Consider the following 20,989-nt stretch of genomic DNA (forward strand, 5'->3'; position numbering starts at 1 on the left):
CTGGAGACACGCATGCCCAATCCGTTCCCACAGCCCGGAACCGTCATCGAGATCAAGCACCCCGAGCCGCACTCCGAGCAGTCCACGGTCGAACCTGGCGTGATCCTCGAGGCCGCGATGGACGGGTTCTTCACCTACTTTCCCGGCACCCTCGACCAGCCCGCCGACCCGATGAATTCGTCCTCGTTCCGCGTGGTCGCCGCCGCGGAGGTCACTACCTGCCGCGCCCTCGCCGAGTGTGATCCCGCCTGGGTGGCTGGCACCTGGACGTCTCTGAAGCAGGCGGGGCTCGGTCTGCTCCGGCCACCGCCGGGACAACCGATGCTGCTGATCCTCCGTTTCTGGGAACTCGCCGCCACTCTCGCTCAGCACCGCCTCGATCAGCCCCTCACGCAGCTGATCACGCGCGAGCAGCTGGAGGAGTGGGTGGGCCGCTCGGTGAGCGATGACGACCTCGCCCAGCTCGACGTGGCGATCCCGAACTCCTCGATCCCGCAGTCGCTCGCCGACATCATCGCCAGCCTCGACGCGGAGGACGCGGGGTGAGCACCACGGTGCTCCTGGCTCCGTTTCCGTCGTGCCCTGACTGCAGGCGACCGCTGCAACTGCGCTTCGACACGAAGTACGTCTACTGCCTCAACACGAGGTGTGAGTTCGACGGCGTCGCGGCGGGCGAGGTGGTCGGCGATGAAGGACAGCCCGGCCGCGGCCTGCCCCGGCCGGTCAGCAAGGGCCGTTCGGTGCCGTGGGTGGCTCCGGTCATCGGTGACCAGGTCACGTGGAAGGCACTCAACGCGGTCAGGGTTCGTGCGGCCGAACAGCACTGGCTGTGCCAGTACTGCGGTGACGCCCTGAACTCGGCACCGACCGCGTGGGTAGTGGTCGCGCAGGGCGAGGTCGCGGCGGGCGACGGCCTGCACAAGGGCTGCCTTGAACTGGCGCGCGAGGAATGCCCGGCGTTGCGCAACGATCCCTGCTTCGTTTTCGCCGAGGTGCGCCGCGAAGACCAAGCCCACGACTGGTCCCCGGTGATCGAGCGGCTGATGGCCTACGAGGACCAGCACGGCCGGCTTCCTGATCTCGTCCCCCTGCACAGCTGATCAACCTCAACAACCAGCCAGCCCCGGTCACCACGTGACGCGGGGTTTTTTGTTGCCCGCCAACGACAACGTGCACCGCTGCCTATCGCCACGCACGAAGGCCCGGCCCATGGCACAGCGCCTCGCTGCCCACCCTTACCGAACGGGAGCTCGACCATGCCCACGACCCTCCCCACATCCACGGCCGTCGGTGCCGACCCGGTGCTGCACGACCCGTCGGGCCCGCGCCGTGGCTACCGCGACTGGACCATCGCGCACGGACGGCCCTGGGACTACTTCGACACCGACCCCATCGACGGCACCTGCACGGTGGTCGTTCTCGACGGCTGGTGGCTGGTCGTCAAGCCCATGCGCGGCCAGGAGAGCGTGCGGGTGAGCCTCACCAAGGCACCGGCCAAGTGGTGGGCCAGCAGGATCAAGCACGACCTGCACCGGCGCGTCTTCGACGACGTGGCCGCCGCGCACAGGGCGCTGTTCGACGCTGGCGTCATCGCGGTGCGCGTCTACGAGGACCAGACCGTGTGGGTCCAGGCCTTCACCCGCGTAGGCCGCGGCTACGACTCGCTCAGCCGAATCTCGGTGCTGAACTGGCGTGTTCCTCCGGCCGCCGACCGGATGGCCCCGGTGCGCGAGGCCTACGCGATCAGCCTGCCCGCCACCGCGCAGCAGCCGCACCACGACCCGGTCACCGCGCAAGCGATCCGCTACCAGCACCAGGGCTACCCGGAACTCGCCGCAGGCGACCTGGTCGCCGTCGACGGCCGCCTCTACGAGATGTCCACCGACAGCGACTGGCGGGAGGTGACCGCCGCCGACTGGGCACGCACCTACCAGCGCCGCACCGTCGAGACCGACGAGGTCGCCGCGGTCGAATCGTGGAACATCGCGGACAGCCACCACATTGAAGCGGCCGCGAAGGTCTACCTGACGGTGGGCGACCACGGCTGGCAGGTCGACTTCACCAGCGTCGACGGTCACGCCCTGGACCTCGTCGACGAGGACGCGCGGTACGACAACGACGAATGCGGCGTGCGGATGCGCGACGAGGAGTGCGACCCCAGCAGCCACCGCATGGCCGTCAGCGAGATCTACGAGACGCTGCCCATTCCCTCCGGTGCCGAGCTGGTGCCGCTGCTCGGCGCGGCCGTCCTCGGCATCGGCAACGCCCGCCGCGACCACGCCAACGCCGATCTCTTGCGGCTGTACAGCCATGCGCTTCACACCGTCGACCGCGAGCTCGGCGACCTGGTCCTGCGCGCGGTGTTCGGGCGCCAGCTGGCCGAACCGCAGGCTGCCACGCGATTCAGCACCGCCTCAGACGGCAGCTGGATCGTTCGGCTGTCGGCCGAGGCGCACGCGGTGATCGCCGCGTTGACCGCGCCGAGCACCGCGGTCAACCACGAGGGCGTCATGTACAGCGACGCGGCCCACGCCGAGCTCGCCGAGTTGTTCCCCATCGCGGATTTCTGGGCGTGGGTCAGCGAGGCGGACGTGACCGACGAGGACGACGTCCGCTACTTCGCCGACGCCGGGAAGTAGCCGAACGACAACCGCGCGCCGCCACCCCCTCCCTCACTCGACCCTTTTCGTTGCCCTGAAGGGAAAACCATGCGAGAACACGACCAGCAGGACATCACCGACCGGATCGACGCCCTGACCAACGACGCCGCCAGTTGGAGCGCGGACGGACAACACACCGTGCCCCGGTGGGCGACCGCCGCGCCTGGTGCCATGGTCGCGATCGCGCTGGACATGTTCGGCGCCAGGCCGGTCGAGATCAGCGCGACCAACCCGGCTCGCGACATCGCCCGCCACGTCGGTGACCAGTTCTGTTCGCTGATACCCGCGCTGCGCAAGGTGCAGTTCCTGGTCGAGATGCGCGACCAAACCAGCGAGTCGGTCAACCCCGGCGCGACCGTGCTGCTGCACCAGCTGCTCGCCGACGTCCGCGACGGACACTACATCGCCAGCGACGGCGAACGCGGCTACGTCCGCGCCGTGCTCGACCTCGACACCGCCCCGGTGATCCACGGCCCGTGTCTGATCACCGGTCTCGGTGACGACGGCGCTCCGGCACCGCTGGACGACAACTTCCAGGCCTGGTTCAGCGGCCTGCTCGCTGAGATCGCCCAGCGCCGCGCGCAGCTGGCTACCGCCATCGTCGCCGCGGCGGCTGGGATCGCGCTCGAAGACATCGACCACCACCACGACGTCGTCGTCGTCGTGCACCTCGGATAACCCCCGGCGGACCGACCCGCCGCGGCCCGGTGAGCGCCCACCCGCACTGACCGGCACGACAAGTGCCACTCCCAGGCGCGTCGTCACGAACCCACCGCACGCAACGCGCACCCCCAGCACCCGGACCGCACGGGGACCGACCACCCCACCGCGGTCGGCGAAACCGAGCACTGGAGCACCCGCATGCCTGCCGCAACCACCCTCGCCGTGCGCACCGAGCAGCGCTACCAGGCACCCCAGCCTGGTAGCGGCTGGGACTGGAACACGCTCACCGACCTCGCCGAAGCCCAACCCGACAACCCCGTGGCCGCGCTGCTGCTCGCCGCGGCCAGCAGCGTGCAGAAACTGAGCCTGCACAACCAGATCTCCCTGCTTCTGCAAGCAGGCGAGCACCAGCTGGTGCTCCGCGACATCGACACCGAGCAAGGCTGGGCCCGCCGCGGCCGCCAGCCCAAGCCCGACCAGACGGGCCTGCGCGTGGTCCGTCCGCACTACCAGGCGGGCCAGCGCGACGGGCGCTGCGTGTTCCGCACGTCGCGTCGCTGGGAGTTCAGCCAGACCGACCCGCTCGACAACCACGTCCGCACCCAGACAGCGCCCGATGTCGCCGGTGATCCCGCCGAGTTCGCACGCCATCTGATCGACCAGCTTGGCGAGCATTGCTATCGCGTCACGCCCGGTGCCCTGACCGAGATCGACCACGACACGCGGCGGATCACCATCGCCGAGCGCATCTGGAACCACGACCCGCAGGCCGCCGTGCGCCTGCTCATCCCCGCGCTCGCGCACACCCTTGTCGCCGACGCGGGACGTGACCGCGACGTGCTGGCCGGCCGTCGCGGCGGCTGAACGCCTCGGGCACTCGCCCGAGCTGACCGAATGGCTTCACACGCAAGGGGCTTCACATCTCGCCCGCGTGGTGGTGGCGCCGCACCCCTGCGCCGCCACCACCCGGTGAACAGGGAGCCCAGCTTCACCGGATTCGCGCACCTCGCGCCGCACTTACTCCCGCGCGTCCACGCAGGACCGACCACCTGCATCGCGCGCCACGGCAATCGAGCGAACAAGGGGGCCACCGTGGCCAAGCTGACCCTCGAACAGGAACGTCTGCACGAACAAGCCTGCCGACTGGTCGATTCCGATCGCCCACTGGATGAGGACGAAAAGGAGTTCGTCCTCGACCACTATCTCGCCTCCTCGACCGCCCGCAGCGCCTCCGACCGAGCCCACTTCACACCCGCCGGGCTGGCACGCGAGATGGCACACCTGGAGGTGTTCGGCGAGCGGGTCGTCGATCTGTGCGCCGGCATCGGCCGGTTGGCGTTCCACTGCCGAGACAGCTGGGGCCGGTATCCGCACGGCAGCCGACCGCTGGTCTGCATCGAACGCAACCCCGAGTACGTGCGGGTCGGCAAACGCGTCGTACCCGAAGCCCAGTGGATCTGCGCGGACGTCATGGACATCCCGACGATGCTCGACGAGCTCGGCACGTTCGACTACGCGGTCTCCAATCCGCCCTACGGCGCGGTCCCCCGCAGCGCGGACGCACCCGGCGGGTACCGCGGCCGCCGTTTCGAGTACCACGTCATCGCTCTGGCCTCGATGATCGCCCGCCGCGGGACGTTTCTCATCCCGCAGACCGCCGCCCCGTTCAGCTACTCAGGACTGCCGGGGTTGCAGCGCGACACCGGCGACGACGAATACCGCAAGTTCGTTGCCGCAACCGGCATCGAACTGAAGCCGGAGCCCAGCGTCGGCATCGACACGGCCTTCTACAAGGACGACTGGCTCGACGTCAACGTGGTCGTGGAGGTCGTCCGCGCGGACTTCGCCGAACGTGCGTCGGCCGCCCGGCTTCCCGTGGCCGACCACCACGGCCAGCTGGCCTTGCTCACCCGATAGCTGCTCGCGACCAGTCCCGCGTGTGCAGCGACGAACAGGAGAACCCCCAGCATGGCCATCACCCACGGCCTCTGGATCCAATGCGACCAGTGCAGTAGGGCTCCGGCGACGCCGGCGTTCCGATCGAGGTTCCCTTCGAGATCATGGGCACCACCGAGCAGGACCGCGCGGCCGCCGAGCGGAAAGCGACCCGGCACGCCATCGACAGCGGTTTCGTCCAGACCTCCGACGGCCGGCTGCTGTGCCCTGACTGCACCAAACCGGACGACGGTGACTGAACTCCCTCCGAGCGCCGACCGGTACTGGGCGGTGTTCGTGCGGTTCCCCGACCAGAAGACCGCGCAGCGAGTCACGCCGGACGGCCACACGACGCGCCGCAAAGCCCATGCCGCGATGCTCACCCGCGCCGAGGCCGAGCGTGTCGTCGAACTGACCGAGCCCTACCGACGAACACCATCCCGGCTCCCAGGTGCGGATCGCGCCCTTCTGATCTGAACAGACCTCTGGACTCCCGAAGCGCGGGCCGAACGGCGAATCACCGAGCCATCCGGCCCGCGCTTCGCCATCTCCCGCTGCACTCCCAAAGGAGCTGACACTCCATGTCCACCAGCAGCGCAACTCCAGTCATCCCCGCGCGCGACATCGTGCTCGTCGACCCCGACACCGGCGACGAACTGGCGACCGTCACCGCCACCGTCGTCTCCGTCGTACGCAAGGAAGAACCCGGCGTCCTCACCTATCTGGCCAGCGCAAGGCAGAAGGAGGCCAACCCTCGCTACGGCTGGATGATTGGCCTCGAAGCGCACCTGCAGATCGCCACTGCCAGCAACCCCAAGCCCCACAGCTATTTCCTGTCCCGCCTGGTCGACGAGCCCTACTGGCTTCAGGACGCCCACTTCGGCCCCAACGGCTCTGTCGACTTCAGCCACGGCTTCGGCGACCGCACGGTGAACAAGAAGACCATCAACCAGGAACTGCAAGCGCTTCTCAACGAAGCCGCTCGCACACTCGGCTTTGTCGACGAGATCGGCACCGGCGCCCCGCTGGTCCTCACCGCCAGCAGCTCAGACGCCGGTGCCCAGCCCCCGGCCTGAGCCGGGATCCCCTTCACGGAAGCGGTCGCGGCGGCACCCCGGAGCCGACCATCCGATGCCGCGCGGAACCGCTCACGTGCCCTGTGAAACCGAGCGGAGTTCCCAATGGACAGCGAGAACACCTGGTACGACGACGATCCAGGAAGCACGCCGGCCACAGTGCCGGTTACGGACAGCGTGGCCGCAGCCGACATGGCGGTGCCACCCTGTGATCATCCGGAGATCGGCGAGCACGTCGACAAGATGGCCACCACAACGGAGTCCGCAACGCCGAGCGGACCGGACAACGGCCCCGACCTACCGGTGCCCGGCCGTCGCGCCGAGTCCGCGGCCAGCGCCAACGAGGTCGTGCAGCTCGCCGCTGTGCTGGACCTGTTCGGGCGGATGAAGCTGATCGAGGACGAAGACGGCGGCTGGAACGGCGGCGACACCGTCGACGCGCTGTCTGAGTGGTTCGCCGAGTTCGGCATCGACGTCGACGACGACGTGATCGCCGCCGCCCAGGAACTGAGCATGCCCTCGTGGCTCGCCAGCTTCATCAACAGCCAGACGCTCGACACGAACAGCCTCATCATCCACCTGAGCAGCGACAACACCAGCTGCACCGACCTCACCCGCACCCACCTGACCACGCTGGTGCGCGCGCTCGGCGAGGGAACCACCACCACGGTGTACGACAACCCCGGCGAGCAGATCCTCCGCGTCAACCACGCCGACCTCGACCCGGTCATGTTCTAACCCGACACCCCACTCCTTCACGGCCCGTCAGCGTTCTCCGCGCTGGCGGGCCGTTCTCGTGCTGCCCGAAGGACACCTCACCATGCCCACCGCCATCACCCCCGACACTCGCCCGGTTCCGGCCCAGATCGCGGCCGCCATCGGCATCACCGCCGACACCGGCACGGACTACCAGCTCACCGACGCCTACGGCGTCACCTACACCGGCGCGCCCGCCCACCTGGCGCTCGTGGCGCTCGCGCGGCGAGACCTCTCCCGCAACCTGTGCTCCGCCCCCGGCGTCCCGAGCGCCATCCGCGCTGCCGCGCGGCTGCTGATCGACTGGTTCACCAGCGAGCACACCGATCCGCTGCACGCGGCCGAGTTCGCCGCCCTGCCGCCCATGCGGGTCTGCGAACTCGTGGATTACCTGGTCGTGCACGGCAATCCCTCCGCGCTGAGCAAGGTCGGCCCGGAGGCGCTGCGCGCGTACACCGGTCACCTGCTCGACGACGACGTACCCAGCACGGAGCATCCGATGCCGCAGTTGGTCGACGCGGCACACCGGTCACTCGCGAACCCGGACTCCCGCTGGGCACGACTGCAGGTCACCGCCACCGCCCCCAGCGGCGCCGAGACGGTCGCCGTGCCTATGGAACTCCAAGCCAGCGAGGAGATCTACTGGCAGTTCACCGCGGCGATCCCGGTGCCGGTCGCCGACCTGAACGCGTTGCTGCTGGACCCGGACTGGTCCATCGAGGACTACCTCCACGACCACCGCGAGCTGCTTGACCAGTACCTCACCTACCGCGACTCCCAGACCGAGCAGCCGCTGGAGATCCACGGCCGGCTCGCCCGTCCCAACGCCGCGATCGACGCTGTGGCCGCTCCCATGAAGGCCGAGCTGTTCTTCGTCGGCCCCGACCGCGACGCCGCGCTACGCACCGCGCCGTACGGCCACCGAGCCCTCGCCAAGCACGACGTCGGCGAGGGCGACCAGATCTTTCGCGTCAGCGTCGAGTTCGACCCCGACGCTGCCCACACCCTGGCCTGACTCGCGCATCGCCGCCCGGCGACCGAAGGAGGCCCCGTGTCCCCCCTCGCCGTGCTCGTCGCCACCACCCGAACCCAAGGGCTGCACGGCGACGACTTCATCGGCTGCTCCCCCGACGAACTCGTCGATATCACCTCGTCCTGCGACAACCCCGATCCTGACCGCGCCTGCCGCTGCTGCCGGGCCTTCACCGGCCTGGACACGCGGCAACCGACCAGCACCGCCGAGGTTGTCGAACGTGAGATGACCTGGAGCGACTACGTCGTCGCCCACCACACCAGCCTGCTGCGCGCCGGACTGCCCGACAACCGGACCGTGCGCGACTGGGCTTACCAGGCCGCTCGCGACATCGCCCGCATCGCCGGCGCCTTTCCCGTCGGCACCGTCGTCGAACGCCGCGGCGACGACATCCACGAACGGCCGCCCGTCACCACGGCGGCCACACAGTGACGTGTTCCGCCACTTCTGTCCACAAGGGATCACCTCAGCCACTCGAAGGAGCCACCGTGACCGCTATCAAGCTCGCCGCCCAACCCGGTCCGTCACCGCTGCTGCGCGCGATGTCCGGCCTTGCACCGCACGAACTGGAATCCCTCGTCCGCCTGGTGGTCACCACTGAGGTCCACTTCGACCACGACCGCGAGCCGGAGGGCTCCGCATACCTGCTGGCCATGGACAAAAGTCCCGACGCCCTCACCGCGCGCGGTCTGGCGCTGGGCCTGGCGGCCGACTGTCTCGACCTGGACGAGAGCTGAGCCCGATACCCGCCTGGCACGGCTCCCGAACCCCAGGTGGTGGCCCGACGCCGCGCTCACGGGTCCACGTCCAGGAATGACAGAGGTGAGTGGCAGCAACAACGTGCCCGTCCCGGTCTCGGTGGGGCGGCCGCACTCTGCGTTGGCACCGGGCCGGGCGCAAGCCAAATGCGGGCTTGCCCCCTTCCCCCGGTGCCAACGCGGGGCGAGTGCGCCCCACCGAGACCGGGGCTCACACGCTTCTGTTCAGAGGGGACCGACCACCCCTTTGGGCAGCAGAGACTGAGCGGAGGAAGCATGTCCGACTCCCCAGCCCTCACCGCCGACAAGCCCACCGCGCCTGCGCCGGCCCGTCGACGCTCCCGCAAGCGCGAGTCGTCAGCCGCACGAGATGAGGTCGTCGAGGCCATGAAGGCCCGGCTCGACGCTGCGATCGCGGCCCTGGGCAACGAGGAGAAGTGGATCGAGACCCTCGACCTCGTCGCGCAGTTCGGCGCCAGGTACTCGCTGGGCAACCAGCTCCTCATCCTCCTGGCCTGCCAGGCGCGTGGTTTCGCGCCCACGTTCGTGCAGTCCTTCAGCGCCTGGAAAGCGCAGGCCACGCACGACCCCGCCGTGTGCAAGGGCGCGAAACTGAAGTACTGCGGCTGCGACCTCAACGTGCCGCAGCGCCCTGCCGGATCCGACCCCGACGCTGCCTTCGGCATCCCGATCTGGAGACCGCGCAAGCGCAAGCTGACCAAGGAGGAGTGCGACAAGCACGAAGCCGACACCGGCAAGAAGATCGCGCGTGACGCGCACGGACGCAGCCTGAACCAGGTACTGGTCGGCTTCAAACCGGCCTATGTCTTCGACGCCTCGCAGCTCAAGCGGCCGCAGGACGCCGAGATCCCCGCGCCGCTCGCCGTGCGGCGGCGGATCAAGGTGCACGGGGCACGGCCCGAGCTGCTCACCGGCGACGACACCACCGGTGCGCTGGCCGACGTGATCGCGTTGATCGAAGCCTCGGGCATGGCGTTCAAGTACGTCGACCCCGCGACGCTGGGCGGCGCGAACGGCCGGACCGATGGCAGGACGGTGTGGGTACGCAACGACGTCTCCGACGCGCAGAAGGTCAAGACAGCGGTGCACGAGCTGGCCCACAAGTTGTGCGGCCACGTCGATCCTGACTACGGCTACGCACGGCACCGCGGCAAGGCGGAGACCCAGGCCGAGTCGGTCGCCTACATCGTGTGCGGCGCATTGGGGCTGGACACTGGCAAGTACTCCGCGCCCTACGTCAATTCCTGGGCCGAAGGTGATGTCCAGGTCATCCAGGCCGCGGCCGAGACGGTGCTCCGCGTGTCGAAGCAGATCCTCGCGGCCCTGGACCCTGCCGAGCTTTCCGACGCGGAGGACGAGCTCGCCGACGAGTTCCCCGCGGCGGCCTGAACGACAACCGCGGTCCGCGCGGCCCATCGTGCTGGGGTGCCGGTGGATGTGCCCGGTAAAGGGCAACGTCTCGCGCGAACGCGGGACGTCCGACCACAGGCATCCACCGGCTGTCTGAGCCGGCCGGGGAAACCGAGCGGAATACCCGACCACCGGCCCGACCGCCCCAGCCTAGCGGTCCTGCCAGCTGCGGCCGCCGCCCCCTGAACCGCGTGGCCGGGGTGAACCAGCCACACCCCGGCCACGCACCCCAAGCCTTCTGGTCGTCCTGCGGTCCGCGCGCACCTGGTGGACCAGCCAGCCCGAACTGTTCTCGTGTAAGGGAGAACCGCATGTCCGGAACCGACCTCGTCGTGTTCGACACCAGCGTTTCGATCCCACCCCCGCTGTCCCTGCAGGTGCGGCGCTGCCCCTTGGATTCCTACCTGTCCGTGATCGTCATCGGGCCGCTCGGCGCCGTCGAACTGCAGGTCCGCCCCGAACTACTCCACTCGCCCGGTGGCGGCATGTCACTGGAGTACCACTCCCGCCAACCGAGACTCTGCGCGGACACCGAAATGGCCGACTGCGAGGTGCTGGGCGGCGATACCTGCTTCCCCGACGGCATCACAGGAGGTACTCAGTCGACCTTTGAGCCGTGGTTTCGCGCCCGCGACGGCCAAGCCGTCGTCGACGAGTTGGTCCGCCGCTACCTCGCGACCAGCTGGGCTGTCCATGACGAGCAGGCCGTCGCACTCGAACCCGGCCTGTACCTGCCTTCCACCGGGGAGGTGTCGCCGTGAGCCCGATCCGCGGCTACCGCGAACCGCTGCGGCACCGTCTGCGCCTGGTGCAGGTCGGTATGGCCGGCAATGTCTCCGCGGCCGTTGTCCTCCTCAACGGCATGCGCGGCTTGTGGGAGATCGTCAGCAGCGTCCCGCTGGAGGACTTCCTGTCTCGCCCGAACTTGGAGATCCCTGACGGCACACCACTGATCCGGCTGGACCTCACCGGCGAGGACGTCTACTTCGACCGCGTCTCGCACGGCCCGTACTGGGATGGCAACCTGCGCGCAGGCCACGTCCACCCGTCGCTGCTGGGCGAGCCTCGTCGTTACGACGGCGAGCCGTGGACGGCGATGCGAGGCTGGTATGTCGCCCCCGACGTCTACGCGGCGCTCGCCCCTGCCGCAGGCGTGGTGGTCCACCGTCTCACCGGCCGCGACGAGAAACCGTGACCAGGCAGCAGAAGACCTCGCTGCTGACCATCGTCCCGGTGACTTTCGAGCAGGCGTGCGAGTTCGTCACCGACTACCACCGGCACCTGCCTCCCCCGCCCGGCCACAAGTTCAGTGCCGGCGTCGTCCACGTGGCGAGCGAGACGCTGGCCGGGGTCGTGATCGTCGGCCGCCCGGTCGCCCAGCACTTCGACGACGGCCAGACGCTCGAGGTCGTGCGCACCGCGACCGACGGCACTCGCAACGCCTGCAGCGCGCTCTACGCGACCGCATGGCGCGCCGCGCAGGCCCTGGGATACACCCGGCTGATCACCTACACCCAGCCCGACAGCGGCGAGAACGGTGCAAGCCTGCGTGCGGCCGTATGGATCGTGGTTGCGCACCGGCGCCCCCACGCCGGGTGGAACCGCCCCTCGCGGCCGCGCACAGATCACGGCTCCGCCAGCGTTCAGCGCACGCTGTGGGAGGCGCCGCAGGCCTCCCCGCCGCCGCCCGAGGCTGTCGCATCCCTGCTCGCGGCCCACTGCTGCAGGGAATGCGGTACCGATGTCGGCCGAGCCGCGCTCAGCCGGCACCAGGGTATGTGCCGTGCCTGCCTCGGTGGCGCCGAGCAGGCAAGCCTGGAGTTCTACGACCTCAGCGTCGACGAGCTGTATCCGCGACCAGCGAATCACTCCTGATCCACCGCACCTGGCTCGTGCGGCGCCCGGCATGAAGCCGGTCCGCCAGGCCGTCCTGCGCGCCCGCGCCACTCACCCTTCGCCGACCTCCTTCCTGTTGGTGCGCCACCGCAGCCGAACTCGGCGTCCTGAAAGACATCCCAGGAGCTGAAATGTCAAGCCGCGACGTTCTCGGCGTGATGCGACCAGGCGGTCGTCTCGTCGTAGAGGGTGCCGGTTTTGAGGCAGCCGTGCAGGATGCCGACCAACCGGTTCGCCAGCTGGCGCAGGGCGGCGTTGTGCCCTGCGCCGCGGGCGCGCTGCCGGTCGTAGTAGGCGCGTGCTCCGGGCGAGGTTTTCAGCGCGCCGAACGCCTGGGACATCAGCGCGTCGATCAGCCGGTCGTTGTGGATGAAGCGGGCCAGGGCGACCTTCTTCCTGCCCGACGCGCGGGTGATCGGGGAGGTGCCCGCGTAGTTCTTGCGGGCCTTGGCACAGGCGTAACGGCCGGGGTCGTCGCCGAACTCTGCGAGCACCCGAGCGCTGAGGATCGGTCCCAGACCGGGCTGGGACCCGATGATCTCAGCGGCCGGGTGCTGCCCAAAATGGGCCTCCACCTGCCCCTGCAAGGTCTTCACCTGCGTGTTGAGCGTGGCCAGGACCGCGATGAGCGCCTGGACCGAGGCGGCGTAGGCCTCCGCCACGATCTCGGGCCGGCCGAGATGCCCGGTCCGCAGCGCGGCCTGGATCAGGCTGGCTTTCTCCGCGATGTTCTTGCGGCGCGCGCGTTTGAGCACGCCGCTGATCTGGGCGATCGTCAGCCGGGCGGCCCGCGCTGGAGTGGAGGCTTTGGCCAGCAGTTCCAGGGTGTCGGCGGCGTCGAGGTCCTCGAACGCGTCCAGTGCGGCGGGGAAGTAGTCGAGCAGGGCGTGCCGCAGTCGCTGGGTGTGACGGGTGCGTTCCCAGATCAGCGTCTTGTGGATGCGGGCCAGGACCTTGATCGCTTCGGCCTCGGAGCTGTCCCCGGCGACCGGCCGCAGTTCGTGGGAGTGGGTGCGGGCCATGTCCGCCAGCACGTGCGCGTCACCGGCGTCGCTCTTGGCGCCCGACACTCCCAGCCGGTCGCGGAACCTGGCCGCCTGCAACGGGTTGACCGCCAGCACCGTGTAGCCGGCCGCGACCAGCGCCGCCACCCACGGGCCCCGGTCGGTCTCAATCCCGACCAGCACCTCCACGTCCTCGTCGTCGGTCTCGCCGAGCTGCTCGCCGATCATCGCGTGCAGCCGGGCCATCCCCGCCACGCCCTCGGGCAGCCGGGCCTTGGCCAGCCGGCGACCCGTGCCGTCCATCAGCTCGACGTCGTGATGGTCCTCGGCCCAGTCATCCCCCACGAACAGCCGCAACGGCCCTCCCGCTCTCGATCTCGATCTCCTTGTGCAGCCCGCGGGAGAACCATCAGCGACCTAATCAAGCAGTGCTTCCCGCCACGAACACGCGGGGCACGACATCCCAGCAGCGATCGACTCTCCCGGCCCACCGGCAGGGGCACTGTCTTTCAGCAGGACTCAGGCGTCCAGGACAAAAGAGTGCTCACCCGCCGGCCGGCTACCACCAGGAGTGTGCCGGATGGCCACTCCCAGAACTGATTAGGACTTCCATGAACATCTCCGTGCCACTGGAGGTGAGCACGCCCGACTTGGCGTCCTACGACGTCATCCTCATCAACTCAAGTGCGGGCAAGGACTCACAGGCGATGCTCACGCACGTCGTCGAGCAGTGCGACGCGGCCGGAGTCGGCCGCTGGCGGATCATCGTCGTCCACGCGGACCTTGGTCGCGTCGAGTGGCCGGGCACGTTGGACCTCGCCCGGCGACATGCCGAGGCCTATGGCCTGTACTTCGAGGTCGTCCGCCGCGAGCTCGGCGATCTGCTGGATCAGATCGCGCAGCGTGGCAAGTTTCCGTCCGCCACCGCGCGCTACTGCACCAGTGATCACAAGACCGCGCAGGTCGCCAAGCTGATGACGCGACTCGCGAAAGCCCACCGGCGCCGCAACCCCAGCACGTTGTTCCGTCCGATCCGGATCCTCAACTGCCTTGGCATCCGCGCCGAGGAGTCCCACGCCCGCGCCAAGAAGGTCCCATTCGGACCCGACAAGGCGGCGACCAACAGCCGCCGGATCGTCGACCGCTGGCTGCCCATCTTCACCTGGACCCAAGACCAGGTGTGGACGACCATCCGCCGCTCCGGGCTGCCCCACCATCCCGCCTACGACCTCGGCATGCCGCGGCTGTCGTGTGTGTTCTGCGTGCTGGCCGGATCGAAGGAACTGGTTCTCGCCGCACAGCACAACCCCGCACTGGCCGAGGAGTACGCCGCAGTCGAACAGCGGATCGGCCACACCTTCAAAGCCGATCTCAGCATGGCCGAGATCCTGCGACGTGCAAAGGAACCTGTCCGATGAGCCCCCCGGCACAGATCTCCGACGACGTCTCGACCGCCACAGCCACGTCTGTGCTCTCGCGGTCCGGCCTACCGAACATCGTCATCCGCCTGAAGGCCCAGTCCGGGATCTACGCGAAGGTCGCGGGGGACCTCGACTCCGTGCTCGACACGGCCGCTGAGCAGCCGGCGGAGTGGCTCGCAGCCGTGGCCCGCGAACTGCACGCGCGGTACGTGACCGCGATGCAGGAGTGCGCGGACGAAGCGGACCGGCTACTGGCTCTGCACCGTGATCGCCAAGCCGGCTCGGCGCGTGAAGCGCCGCCCTCGGCCGCGAGGCCCGGCAACTCGGCGCGGCATTCGCCATGCCCCTGAGCAGCGCATCACCTCGTGATAGGGAAACAGCATCATGCCCGAACCTGCCGACACACTGTCCCTGCTCTTTGCCAACGCCACGCCGGAGGAGGACACCGTCATCCGCATAGTGGCGCTGCGCGCCGGCCTCCTGATCCGCTGCGCCTGCGGCTGCTACAACACCACCTCCGATCGGCACTGCGTCAGCTGCGAGATCCCGGTCGTGACCAGTGACTGACGCCGACGTCGACTGGGCCGGCGAACACGTGACGCTCCGCTTCAGCGTCGGCATGACCGAGGTCAAGGTGGCCGTCGCGCCGGAAACGGCCGACCGCATGATCCAGCAACTGAGGTGGGCGACCAGCGAGGTGCGGAGGTTCGCCGACCACCGCGCATCGGGCAAACCCAACGACGCGTTTGCGGGAACCACCAAACCCTGACCGCCCGCCGTGGACCAGACCGACGACGTTCCGGCCTGCGTGGTGCGGACCGTCGGTGAGGGTTGCCACGCGGGTGGCCCACCGGGTGGTGGATCGCGCCGAGCCTGCACGACCAGTCCCGTGGGGGCAAGAAGAGCACTTGCCCCCACGGGCCCGGCCGCGCCGACGGGCCGCGCTCCACCACCCGGCGGAGCAGCACCCGCGACGTGAGGAAGTGTCCTATGTGGGATCCGATTCTTGGTGCCCTGGCCATTCTCGGCATGGTTGTCGTGCTCACCGCCGCGCCGAAGCTCGTTGACGCCTGGTGTGACCGCATCCGCTACGGCATCCAGAACCCTGCCGACGACCTGGCCGAGGACGTCGACGACGAGCCCGAGTCGGTTCGCTCTGCGGCGGCAGCGCCCAAGGCCGCCACCAAGGCTGCGGCCACGACGGCCGGCTCGCCGCGCACCGCGCCCTGATCGCACTCCTGCTCCACACCCTCGCCTCGACCGGCGAGCTCCTTCTCCCTGCCCCACAGCGGTGCTCATGCCCGGGATCGACCACCCCGGCCGGTGAGCACCGGAAACCGAGCGGAAGGACTCCACGTGGGTTGTCACCAGATGCACGTCCAGGGCGTGCCCGACTTCGAGCTGAACGTCCACATCGAACGCGGGGTCGCGCTTGAGACCACCGCGCTGTGCAACGCACTCGTCGAGCTCGGTATGGCGTTTCCCAGCCCGGTGCCCGAATTCCCCGACGGCGACCACCTCGACCGCAGCGACTTCCGCGACGAGCAGCCAATCACCTCCCGCGCCCGCGAGTACCTGCAGGCCCTGGAACTCGTCCGCGCCGACCACGGCGACACCGGGATGCCCGGCATTCCCACCCACAAGCTCGCCAGCGGTGACGGCTGGCACGTGCCCGCTCACGAGTGCGCCCAGGCCCTCGCCGCCTACGACCTCGCCCGCGCCGCCGGCGCGGAGCATCCGGCCGCGTTCGCAGACGACTTCATCCCGTTCTTGCGCACGGCCGCCCGCTACCAAGGCTTCCGCGTCTTCTGACCCGCCCGCAGCCGCTGCTGCTGCCCCGACACCCCGGAGAGGGGGTATTTGCCCATGCCCGCACCCGACGAACTCGTCTACGACCCCAACAGCCTCTTCGCCGAGGTGTTCAGCGACCCTGCCCTCGCCGAAGACCTTGCCTTCGCCTACAGCTGCCGCGAGATCAACGCGATGGTCGCGCAGCTGGAACACCACGGAAGACATGACGGCGCCGCCCACTGGCTGAAACACCACCTGCCCGCCTGCGACGACCCCCGCCGCCACCTTGGGCTCTGAGCCCGCGTCACGGCACCCGACGAGGAAGGCAGTCGATGACCGGAATGACCGCCGAGCAGCTCGACGAGGTCGCATTCGACAGGACACACAAGCTCGTCAAGGCGGCACTGGCCAGACGTGCAACACCCGACGCGGACTTCGAGGTGCGCACCGAGACGACGTTTCACGGCCTCTGGCTGTGCGGCCGGTGCGGCGAGAACACCGAGGCCTCGTTGTGCCCCACCCATGACACGGCGTGGATCCTGCTCGACTACTTCGAAAACTGGACGCTCACCGACCGAGGCGCGGCCGCGGGGCACTGCGGACCATGCGCGAACGACGGCACCCGGACCGACGTCACGACCAGGGTCTGCTCCACACACGGCCTCCGCCGCCGAGATCCCTACCGCAGCCTGGATTACAAGCCGCAAGCGTGGACCAGCCGCGCCGACTCATCCGAAGGCCTGGGCTGACTCCCCGCACGGAGTCAGTCCAGGCCTCCGCGCTGCCACAAGACGCCGCGTGACGCGGACCGACCACTGCCGCCGCGCGGCCCGAAGCCGAGCGAGGACCTTTCCATGAAGAACACCATCGTCGACTTCGTCGTCGACAATCTCCGCCTCGTGGCGTATGCCGCCTACATCGCCGTCCTGGCGATCGGGGTGCTCGCCGTGTTCGGGCACTACGTCGGCTGGTGGCGCGCCTACCCGATCGCACTGATCCTCGTGTACTGCCGGGTGATGCTTTTCGGCATGGGCTGGATCAGGTAAGAGCGGCCGCCGAGATCGCCGTCCTCCCGCAAGGCAGGGCCAGCGACGGTACGTGGCCGGTGCCGCCGGCCTCCAGCACACCGCGCTGGACCCCGCCAACCCCGACCACGTGAGTCACCTCCGCCCTGCGCACTGCGGGGAGTTCACCGACCTCGGAGGCGGCCCACGTGATGGACGGGTTCTACCGGCGGGTGTTGATCACCGGTTCCCAGCTCTGGACCGACACCACTGTTATCCGCGACAAGCTCGCCCAGGTATGGCACCCGGACACGATCCTGATGTCCGGGGCATGCCCGCGCGGCGCCGATCGCCTGTGCGAAGAGTGCTGGACGCACTGGGGCGGCCGCGTCGACCGATACCCGGCGAAATGGTTTGAGGACGGCCAGTTCCGGCGCAACGCCGGGTTCCGCCGCAACGAGGAGATGGTCCAGGCCGCCGTCGACCTCGGCGCCGGACGCTGCCTGGCGTTCATCCTCGACGAGTCTCCCGGCGCCACTCACACCGCCGGCCTGGCGCGCGCAGCGGGAATCTGGACAAGCGTCTATCCCGCCACGAGCCACCCCAATGTCCCGTCCGGGCAAGAGGTGCCGCTGCTGAACAGGCCGTAGCCAGGGTCGCCCCACCCCGCCGTACCGGTGGGGCAGCGGGAGACCGACCACTCCCGCGCACGCAAACCCAGTGAACGGAGTACGGGGATGGCTCTCCTCGAGCTCACGGTGCGCACCATCACCGTCGGCGAACTCACCTGCCACTGCCACTTCGAGCGGGTCGGCAGCTACCGAGTCGGTGCCGTCATCACCTGCCTGAGCCACAAGAAGCCCGCTCGGGTCACAAGCAGCTCCGTCGTCCTGCCCGGCGGGCTGATCACCAGCTCCCCCTCCGGTTCTGACCAGCGAATTCGCCAGAACCGGCCTGTCTCGTCACGGCCCGACCAGGAACGCCCCGGCCTTCGCAGGCCGGCGTCTGGCCGGACCATCCGCACCACAGGAGGGTCCATGACCACCGCCCAGGCCGCCGCCGACGCCTTCCCCGCAGTGTGGATCCGCGTATTCCACAACAACCACGCGACCGCCAGCGGCTACGCGCCTGGCCAGTCGGTCACCGAGGTCTTCACCTACGTCGAGGACGGTCTCGACGACCACGTCCTGCTGGGCCGGGCGTTCGACCTGTTCTACATCGGTCACGACCCTGAGTTCGGCACTCCCGACCGTCGGGCCGTGGAGTACCGCGACCGGGGCAACAGGTCATTGGCGGTCGGTGACGTGGTCGCGATCGACGACCGGTTCTACGCCTTCGACCACGTGGGGTGCCCGCAGGTGATCGAACGGCCACCGATCCGGCAGCGCGCCGGCGACGGCACCGTCCCCATGTACTGAGCCAGATTCCCGGCGTGGCTCGCTGCATCCGTTGTCCTGCAACGAGAACACACGATCCGGTGTCCTCCGCGACCCACTGCGAGCCGAGCGTCCACCCCGACAGCCGCCTGTCCCGCAACCCACCCCACACGGAGAGCCCCATGGCGACAGACCTCACGATCACCCCACCGGACGGCTACTGCAAGGTCGAGCACGCACGGTGGACATGGGCCGACCCCGGCTGCGGCCACTGCCGCGGCACCGGACTCCTCTGGACTCCTGTGTGGGACCGGCGGATCAACCCATACACGCCGCTGCACGAGGAAGACAACGACTGCGGCTGCGTGTGGTCGCCTGCACCGGAGGTCCTCGAGGAGCTCTGCGCGCGTTACCAGTCCTGGGGCAACGCCGAGCGGGCCCGCGATGCCTGGGAAGGCATCGCCCGAGCTGTCGGACCCCGTGAGCCCGGCCTCCGCTACCGGTGCGGCTACTGGGGCACCGGCTACACCGTCGTCTCGATCGACTACGACTTCCACGACGACGACCCCGCCAGCCCCAGCTGGCAGATGACCGTGCTGTGGGACGACGGCCGCCGCACCACCCACTGCACGCCGTGGGACTCCAGCCGGGACTCCATTCAGGACTCCTGCGACCGTCCGCCCGCGCAGCACCCCGGTCCCGCGCCCGTACCGCCCGAGCTGCTCTCCACCTCGCCGGCACCCGCGGGACTTCGGAGCCTGAGTTCACTGCTGGCGTCCTTGCTTCGGCTGCGCCGTTGACCACGGGTCACCGCGCCCCTGCCCGCGTGTCCCGCAACGCCACCCCGCCCGGAGAGCCACATGCGTCGTCGGCCGTCCTGGACACGCGCGAACTCAGGCTGCGCGCAAGCCTGCTCTCGCACTACGAGCTGCACTGGCTCGGCGTCGACCGCGAAGACGGCGTGCTGTTCCCGGACTCGCACCGGGTGCGCGTCGAGTCCGGCATGCGGCACTGGTGCCTCGACGACTCCGTGCGCCGCTCTGTGGTCGCCGGGGTGCCGCTCAGCCAGCTGCAGCGGGTCTGGTCGGAGCTGGTGGAACGGCCCGGCGACGCCCGGCAGTGGGCGATCGACCACCTCGTCGGTGCCGGTGGGCGCGTCGACCTCGACCAGCTGCCCGTCGACCAGGTGCGCGCGGTCGGCTGGCTGTGCCGGTGGCTCGATCTCCCGCACCTGCGCAGCCAGCGCTCGTGCTGAGCAACGGACAACTCGCCCGCTCGGGGGCGACAAGCCCTCGCCGCCGAGCGGGTCCGCGCTGTGGCGGCCGTCGCGCCCGCCCCCTGAACTCCGCGCGCCACCACCGTCTACACCGAACTGTGTCAGGAGGCGCCGTGCCCGTCGTCATGGAGCTCGCCAGCAAGCCGTTTCCCGTCGAAGACCTGCGGGGCCCGAATCTCATTCCCGTGGTGGTCGTCGTGATCTTCGTGGTGATCTGGGTGTGCTGGCTGTTCAAGTCGTGAGTGACGCCAGCGCTCCTGCTCGCTTCAGCGGCTTGGAGCGCTGGCGTCACCGTCGTTGCCCACCACTGACAGTCAGGAGGCGTTGTGGCACCCGCAGCTGTCCAGCCCGTTCGGTATCTGCGCTGGATTACCCCCTACGACTTCAGCCGCAGCTACCTGCTGCCCGACGCCGTCGAGACCAACGTTCCGCGCGGGTGTCTGGGCGAGTGCGGCGTCTACAACTGGGCCCGCGGGCACCTCGTCGAGTTGCACCGGCGCCTGGGCGGCGTCCCGCTGTCGGTGCACCTCCATGAGCTGCTCGTCCGCCCTGCGCACGACCCCGCGCTCGTCGGGGAACGCGTGCTCGAAGGGATGGGCTCGATGGTGACGGTGCGCCTGCGCGATCCGGACGGCCAGGAGATTACCGTCGTGTCGCGGGCCGAGTCCGCTCCGTACGGGCCGCGCGGCGACTACTGGCAGGTCACCGTCAACGGCGAGATCCCCGCCGGTGCCGACGATCCCGGATTCAACGGCGTGCACAAGCACCCTCCGTCCCTGCCCTTCCTGGCGCTGCTGGTGGATCTGCACCTGCGCCGCACCGCCGAGCGTCCACTCGCGACGGTGCTTCCGTTCAGCCGAAAATCCGCTTGAACAGGGGAAAGTCGGCCTACTCTGGTCGTAAGGGAAG

The 20,989-nt window shown here is 69.3% G+C and carries 33 protein-coding genes; 32 read left to right on the forward strand and 1 reads right to left on the reverse strand.

What is annotated here, in order from left to right:
* Positions 1-12 precede the first annotated feature (12 nt).
* The 17 genes from C8D87_RS41870 (at position 13) to C8D87_RS41945 (ending at position 12,187) form a co-directional block, all read left to right on the forward strand.
* On the forward strand, positions 13-546 hold the full coding sequence (locus C8D87_RS41870; RefSeq protein ID WP_112231914.1) for a hypothetical protein: 534 nt from the start codon (positions 13-15) through the stop codon (positions 544-546).
* Positions 543-1,100: a hypothetical protein gene (locus C8D87_RS41875; protein ID WP_112231916.1), complete on the forward strand. Its 558-nt coding sequence runs from the start codon at positions 543-545 to the stop codon at positions 1,098-1,100. Before C8D87_RS41870 ends, C8D87_RS41875 begins: the two co-directional genes overlap by 4 nt.
* A 156-nt stretch (positions 1,101-1,256) precedes the next feature.
* Positions 1,257-2,639, forward strand: coding sequence for a hypothetical protein (locus C8D87_RS41880; RefSeq protein WP_112231917.1), 1,383 nt, complete (start codon positions 1,257-1,259; stop codon positions 2,637-2,639).
* Between the two features lie 69 nt (positions 2,640-2,708).
* On the forward strand, positions 2,709-3,338 hold the full coding sequence (locus C8D87_RS41885; protein WP_112231919.1) for a hypothetical protein: 630 nt from the start codon (positions 2,709-2,711) through the stop codon (positions 3,336-3,338).
* A gap of 183 nt (positions 3,339-3,521) precedes the next feature.
* Positions 3,522-4,187, forward strand: a complete 666-nt coding sequence (locus C8D87_RS41890; RefSeq protein WP_112231921.1) for a hypothetical protein — start codon at positions 3,522-3,524, stop codon at positions 4,185-4,187.
* Positions 4,188-4,415: 228 nt separating this feature from the next.
* A complete protein-coding gene (locus C8D87_RS41895; protein ID WP_146772049.1) occupies positions 4,416-5,240 on the forward strand; it encodes a class I SAM-dependent methyltransferase in 825 nt (274 codons plus the stop codon).
* A gap of 143 nt (positions 5,241-5,383) precedes the next feature.
* On the forward strand, positions 5,384-5,518 hold the full coding sequence (locus C8D87_RS48785) for a hypothetical protein (protein WP_267899927.1): 135 nt from the start codon (positions 5,384-5,386) through the stop codon (positions 5,516-5,518).
* Positions 5,511-5,735 (forward strand): hypothetical protein, encoded by a 225-nt coding sequence (locus C8D87_RS41900; RefSeq protein ID WP_112231925.1) that lies wholly within the window; start codon positions 5,511-5,513, stop codon positions 5,733-5,735. The genes C8D87_RS48785 and C8D87_RS41900 overlap by 8 nt, the downstream gene beginning before the upstream one ends.
* Before the next feature lie 104 nt (positions 5,736-5,839).
* Positions 5,840-6,334: a hypothetical protein gene (locus C8D87_RS41905; RefSeq protein ID WP_112231927.1), complete on the forward strand. Its 495-nt coding sequence runs from the start codon at positions 5,840-5,842 to the stop codon at positions 6,332-6,334.
* A gap of 105 nt (positions 6,335-6,439) precedes the next feature.
* The gene (locus tag C8D87_RS41910; RefSeq protein WP_112231929.1) at positions 6,440-7,072 is read left to right on the forward strand and encodes a hypothetical protein; all 633 of its coding nucleotides are present in this window, start codon (positions 6,440-6,442) and stop codon (positions 7,070-7,072) included.
* Positions 7,073-7,154: 82 nt separating this feature from the next.
* The gene (locus C8D87_RS41915; protein WP_112231931.1) at positions 7,155-8,105 is read left to right on the forward strand and encodes a hypothetical protein; all 951 of its coding nucleotides are present in this window, start codon (positions 7,155-7,157) and stop codon (positions 8,103-8,105) included.
* A 36-nt stretch (positions 8,106-8,141) separates the two neighbouring features.
* On the forward strand, positions 8,142-8,555 hold the full coding sequence (locus C8D87_RS41920; RefSeq protein ID WP_112231933.1) for a DUF7715 family protein: 414 nt from the start codon (positions 8,142-8,144) through the stop codon (positions 8,553-8,555).
* A gap of 56 nt (positions 8,556-8,611) precedes the next feature.
* A complete protein-coding gene (locus tag C8D87_RS41925) occupies positions 8,612-8,860 on the forward strand; it encodes a hypothetical protein (RefSeq protein ID WP_112231935.1) in 249 nt (82 codons plus the stop codon).
* 297 nt (positions 8,861-9,157) lie between these two features.
* Positions 9,158-10,291 carry an ImmA/IrrE family metallo-endopeptidase gene (locus C8D87_RS41930; protein ID WP_170166779.1) on the forward strand — a complete coding sequence of 378 codons (1,134 nt, stop codon included), beginning with the start codon at positions 9,158-9,160 and terminating at the stop codon, positions 10,289-10,291.
* A gap of 332 nt (positions 10,292-10,623) precedes the next feature.
* Positions 10,624-11,073 (forward strand): hypothetical protein, encoded by a 450-nt coding sequence (locus tag C8D87_RS41935; protein ID WP_112231939.1) that lies wholly within the window; start codon positions 10,624-10,626, stop codon positions 11,071-11,073.
* Entirely contained in the window at positions 11,070-11,507 is a 438-nt protein-coding gene (locus tag C8D87_RS41940) for a hypothetical protein (protein ID WP_112231941.1), read from the forward strand. Before C8D87_RS41935 ends, C8D87_RS41940 begins: the two co-directional genes overlap by 4 nt.
* Positions 11,504-12,187 carry an XF1762 family protein gene (locus C8D87_RS41945; protein ID WP_215732640.1) on the forward strand — a complete coding sequence of 228 codons (684 nt, stop codon included), beginning with the start codon at positions 11,504-11,506 and terminating at the stop codon, positions 12,185-12,187. Before C8D87_RS41940 ends, C8D87_RS41945 begins: the two co-directional genes overlap by 4 nt.
* Before the next feature lie 155 nt (positions 12,188-12,342).
* On the opposite strand, the gene C8D87_RS41950 is transcribed toward C8D87_RS41945, so the two are convergent.
* Positions 12,343-13,569: an IS110 family RNA-guided transposase gene (locus C8D87_RS41950; RefSeq protein ID WP_112231943.1), complete on the reverse strand. Its 1,227-nt coding sequence runs from the start codon at positions 13,567-13,569 to the stop codon at positions 12,343-12,345.
* A gap of 254 nt (positions 13,570-13,823) precedes the next feature.
* On the opposite strand from C8D87_RS41950, the gene C8D87_RS41955 reads away from it, so the two are divergent.
* The 15 genes from C8D87_RS41955 to C8D87_RS42020 all read left to right on the forward strand — a co-directional run bounded on the left by C8D87_RS41955 (position 13,824) and on the right by C8D87_RS42020 (position 20,952).
* Complete coding sequence (locus tag C8D87_RS41955; RefSeq protein ID WP_112231945.1) at positions 13,824-14,630, forward strand: phosphoadenosine phosphosulfate reductase domain-containing protein; 807 nt, start codon at positions 13,824-13,826, stop codon at positions 14,628-14,630.
* On the forward strand, positions 14,627-14,983 hold the full coding sequence (locus C8D87_RS41960) for a hypothetical protein (RefSeq protein ID WP_112231947.1): 357 nt from the start codon (positions 14,627-14,629) through the stop codon (positions 14,981-14,983). Before C8D87_RS41955 ends, C8D87_RS41960 begins: the two co-directional genes overlap by 4 nt.
* Before the next feature lie 34 nt (positions 14,984-15,017).
* Positions 15,018-15,200: a hypothetical protein gene (locus C8D87_RS41965; RefSeq protein WP_112231949.1), complete on the forward strand. Its 183-nt coding sequence runs from the start codon at positions 15,018-15,020 to the stop codon at positions 15,198-15,200.
* The gene (locus tag C8D87_RS41970; protein WP_112231951.1) at positions 15,193-15,402 is read left to right on the forward strand and encodes a hypothetical protein; all 210 of its coding nucleotides are present in this window, start codon (positions 15,193-15,195) and stop codon (positions 15,400-15,402) included. The genes C8D87_RS41965 and C8D87_RS41970 overlap by 8 nt, the downstream gene beginning before the upstream one ends.
* A gap of 221 nt (positions 15,403-15,623) precedes the next feature.
* Positions 15,624-15,863, forward strand: a complete 240-nt coding sequence (locus tag C8D87_RS41975; protein WP_112231953.1) for a hypothetical protein — start codon at positions 15,624-15,626, stop codon at positions 15,861-15,863.
* Between the two features lie 126 nt (positions 15,864-15,989).
* Positions 15,990-16,445, forward strand: a complete 456-nt coding sequence (locus tag C8D87_RS41980; RefSeq protein WP_146772050.1) for a hypothetical protein — start codon at positions 15,990-15,992, stop codon at positions 16,443-16,445.
* Between the two features lie 54 nt (positions 16,446-16,499).
* Complete coding sequence (locus tag C8D87_RS41985; protein WP_112231957.1) at positions 16,500-16,721, forward strand: hypothetical protein; 222 nt, start codon at positions 16,500-16,502, stop codon at positions 16,719-16,721.
* A 35-nt stretch (positions 16,722-16,756) separates the two neighbouring features.
* A complete protein-coding gene (locus C8D87_RS41990) occupies positions 16,757-17,173 on the forward strand; it encodes a hypothetical protein (RefSeq protein WP_146772051.1) in 417 nt (138 codons plus the stop codon).
* A gap of 105 nt (positions 17,174-17,278) precedes the next feature.
* Positions 17,279-17,470 carry a hypothetical protein gene (locus tag C8D87_RS41995; protein WP_112231961.1) on the forward strand — a complete coding sequence of 64 codons (192 nt, stop codon included), beginning with the start codon at positions 17,279-17,281 and terminating at the stop codon, positions 17,468-17,470.
* Positions 17,471-17,640: 170 nt separating this feature from the next.
* The gene (locus C8D87_RS42000) at positions 17,641-18,078 is read left to right on the forward strand and encodes an SLOG family protein (RefSeq protein ID WP_233442545.1); all 438 of its coding nucleotides are present in this window, start codon (positions 17,641-17,643) and stop codon (positions 18,076-18,078) included.
* 87 nt (positions 18,079-18,165) lie between these two features.
* A complete protein-coding gene (locus C8D87_RS42005; protein WP_112231965.1) occupies positions 18,166-18,846 on the forward strand; it encodes a hypothetical protein in 681 nt (226 codons plus the stop codon).
* 140 nt (positions 18,847-18,986) lie between these two features.
* Positions 18,987-19,604 (forward strand): hypothetical protein, encoded by a 618-nt coding sequence (locus tag C8D87_RS42010; protein WP_112231967.1) that lies wholly within the window; start codon positions 18,987-18,989, stop codon positions 19,602-19,604.
* Complete coding sequence (locus C8D87_RS42015) at positions 19,601-20,059, forward strand: hypothetical protein (RefSeq protein WP_146772052.1); 459 nt, start codon at positions 19,601-19,603, stop codon at positions 20,057-20,059. Before C8D87_RS42010 ends, C8D87_RS42015 begins: the two co-directional genes overlap by 4 nt.
* 134 nt (positions 20,060-20,193) lie before the next feature.
* Positions 20,194-20,322 carry a hypothetical protein gene (locus C8D87_RS48790; protein ID WP_267899928.1) on the forward strand — a complete coding sequence of 43 codons (129 nt, stop codon included), beginning with the start codon at positions 20,194-20,196 and terminating at the stop codon, positions 20,320-20,322.
* An 84-nt stretch (positions 20,323-20,406) separates the two neighbouring features.
* A complete protein-coding gene (locus C8D87_RS42020) occupies positions 20,407-20,952 on the forward strand; it encodes a hypothetical protein (RefSeq protein WP_112231970.1) in 546 nt (181 codons plus the stop codon).
* Positions 20,953-20,989 lie beyond the last annotated feature (37 nt).

It is taken from the genome of Lentzea atacamensis, from assembly GCF_003269295.1.
In the GTDB taxonomy this organism is placed as follows: domain Bacteria; phylum Actinomycetota; class Actinomycetes; order Mycobacteriales; family Pseudonocardiaceae; genus Lentzea; species Lentzea atacamensis.

Coding starts and splice junctions, on each gene's coding strand:
- C8D87_RS41870 (WP_112231914.1), top strand. CDS start 13: ATGCCCAATCCGTTCCCACAGCCCGGAACCGTCATCGAGATCAAGCAC.
- C8D87_RS41880 (WP_112231917.1), top strand. CDS start 1,257: ATGCCCACGACCCTCCCCACATCCACGGCCGTCGGTGCCGACCCGGTG.
- C8D87_RS41885 (WP_112231919.1), top strand. CDS start 2,709: ATGCGAGAACACGACCAGCAGGACATCACCGACCGGATCGACGCCCTG.
- C8D87_RS41890 (WP_112231921.1), top strand. CDS start 3,522: ATGCCTGCCGCAACCACCCTCGCCGTGCGCACCGAGCAGCGCTACCAG.
- C8D87_RS48785 (WP_267899927.1), top strand. CDS start 5,384: ATGGGCACCACCGAGCAGGACCGCGCGGCCGCCGAGCGGAAAGCGACC.
- C8D87_RS41905 (WP_112231927.1), top strand. CDS start 5,840: ATGTCCACCAGCAGCGCAACTCCAGTCATCCCCGCGCGCGACATCGTG.
- C8D87_RS41910 (WP_112231929.1), top strand. CDS start 6,440: ATGGACAGCGAGAACACCTGGTACGACGACGATCCAGGAAGCACGCCG.
- C8D87_RS41915 (WP_112231931.1), top strand. CDS start 7,155: ATGCCCACCGCCATCACCCCCGACACTCGCCCGGTTCCGGCCCAGATC.
- C8D87_RS41930 (WP_170166779.1), top strand. CDS start 9,158: ATGTCCGACTCCCCAGCCCTCACCGCCGACAAGCCCACCGCGCCTGCG.
- C8D87_RS41935 (WP_112231939.1), top strand. CDS start 10,624: ATGTCCGGAACCGACCTCGTCGTGTTCGACACCAGCGTTTCGATCCCA.
- C8D87_RS41955 (WP_112231945.1), top strand. CDS start 13,824: ATGAACATCTCCGTGCCACTGGAGGTGAGCACGCCCGACTTGGCGTCC.
- C8D87_RS41960 (WP_112231947.1), top strand. CDS start 14,627: ATGAGCCCCCCGGCACAGATCTCCGACGACGTCTCGACCGCCACAGCC.
- C8D87_RS41965 (WP_112231949.1), top strand. CDS start 15,018: ATGCCCGAACCTGCCGACACACTGTCCCTGCTCTTTGCCAACGCCACG.
- C8D87_RS41975 (WP_112231953.1), top strand. CDS start 15,624: ATGTGGGATCCGATTCTTGGTGCCCTGGCCATTCTCGGCATGGTTGTC.
- C8D87_RS41985 (WP_112231957.1), top strand. CDS start 16,500: ATGCCCGCACCCGACGAACTCGTCTACGACCCCAACAGCCTCTTCGCC.
- C8D87_RS41990 (WP_146772051.1), top strand. CDS start 16,757: ATGACCGGAATGACCGCCGAGCAGCTCGACGAGGTCGCATTCGACAGG.
- C8D87_RS41995 (WP_112231961.1), top strand. CDS start 17,279: ATGAAGAACACCATCGTCGACTTCGTCGTCGACAATCTCCGCCTCGTG.
- C8D87_RS42000 (WP_233442545.1), top strand. CDS start 17,641: ATGGACGGGTTCTACCGGCGGGTGTTGATCACCGGTTCCCAGCTCTGG.
- C8D87_RS42005 (WP_112231965.1), top strand. CDS start 18,166: ATGGCTCTCCTCGAGCTCACGGTGCGCACCATCACCGTCGGCGAACTC.
- C8D87_RS42010 (WP_112231967.1), top strand. CDS start 18,987: ATGGCGACAGACCTCACGATCACCCCACCGGACGGCTACTGCAAGGTC.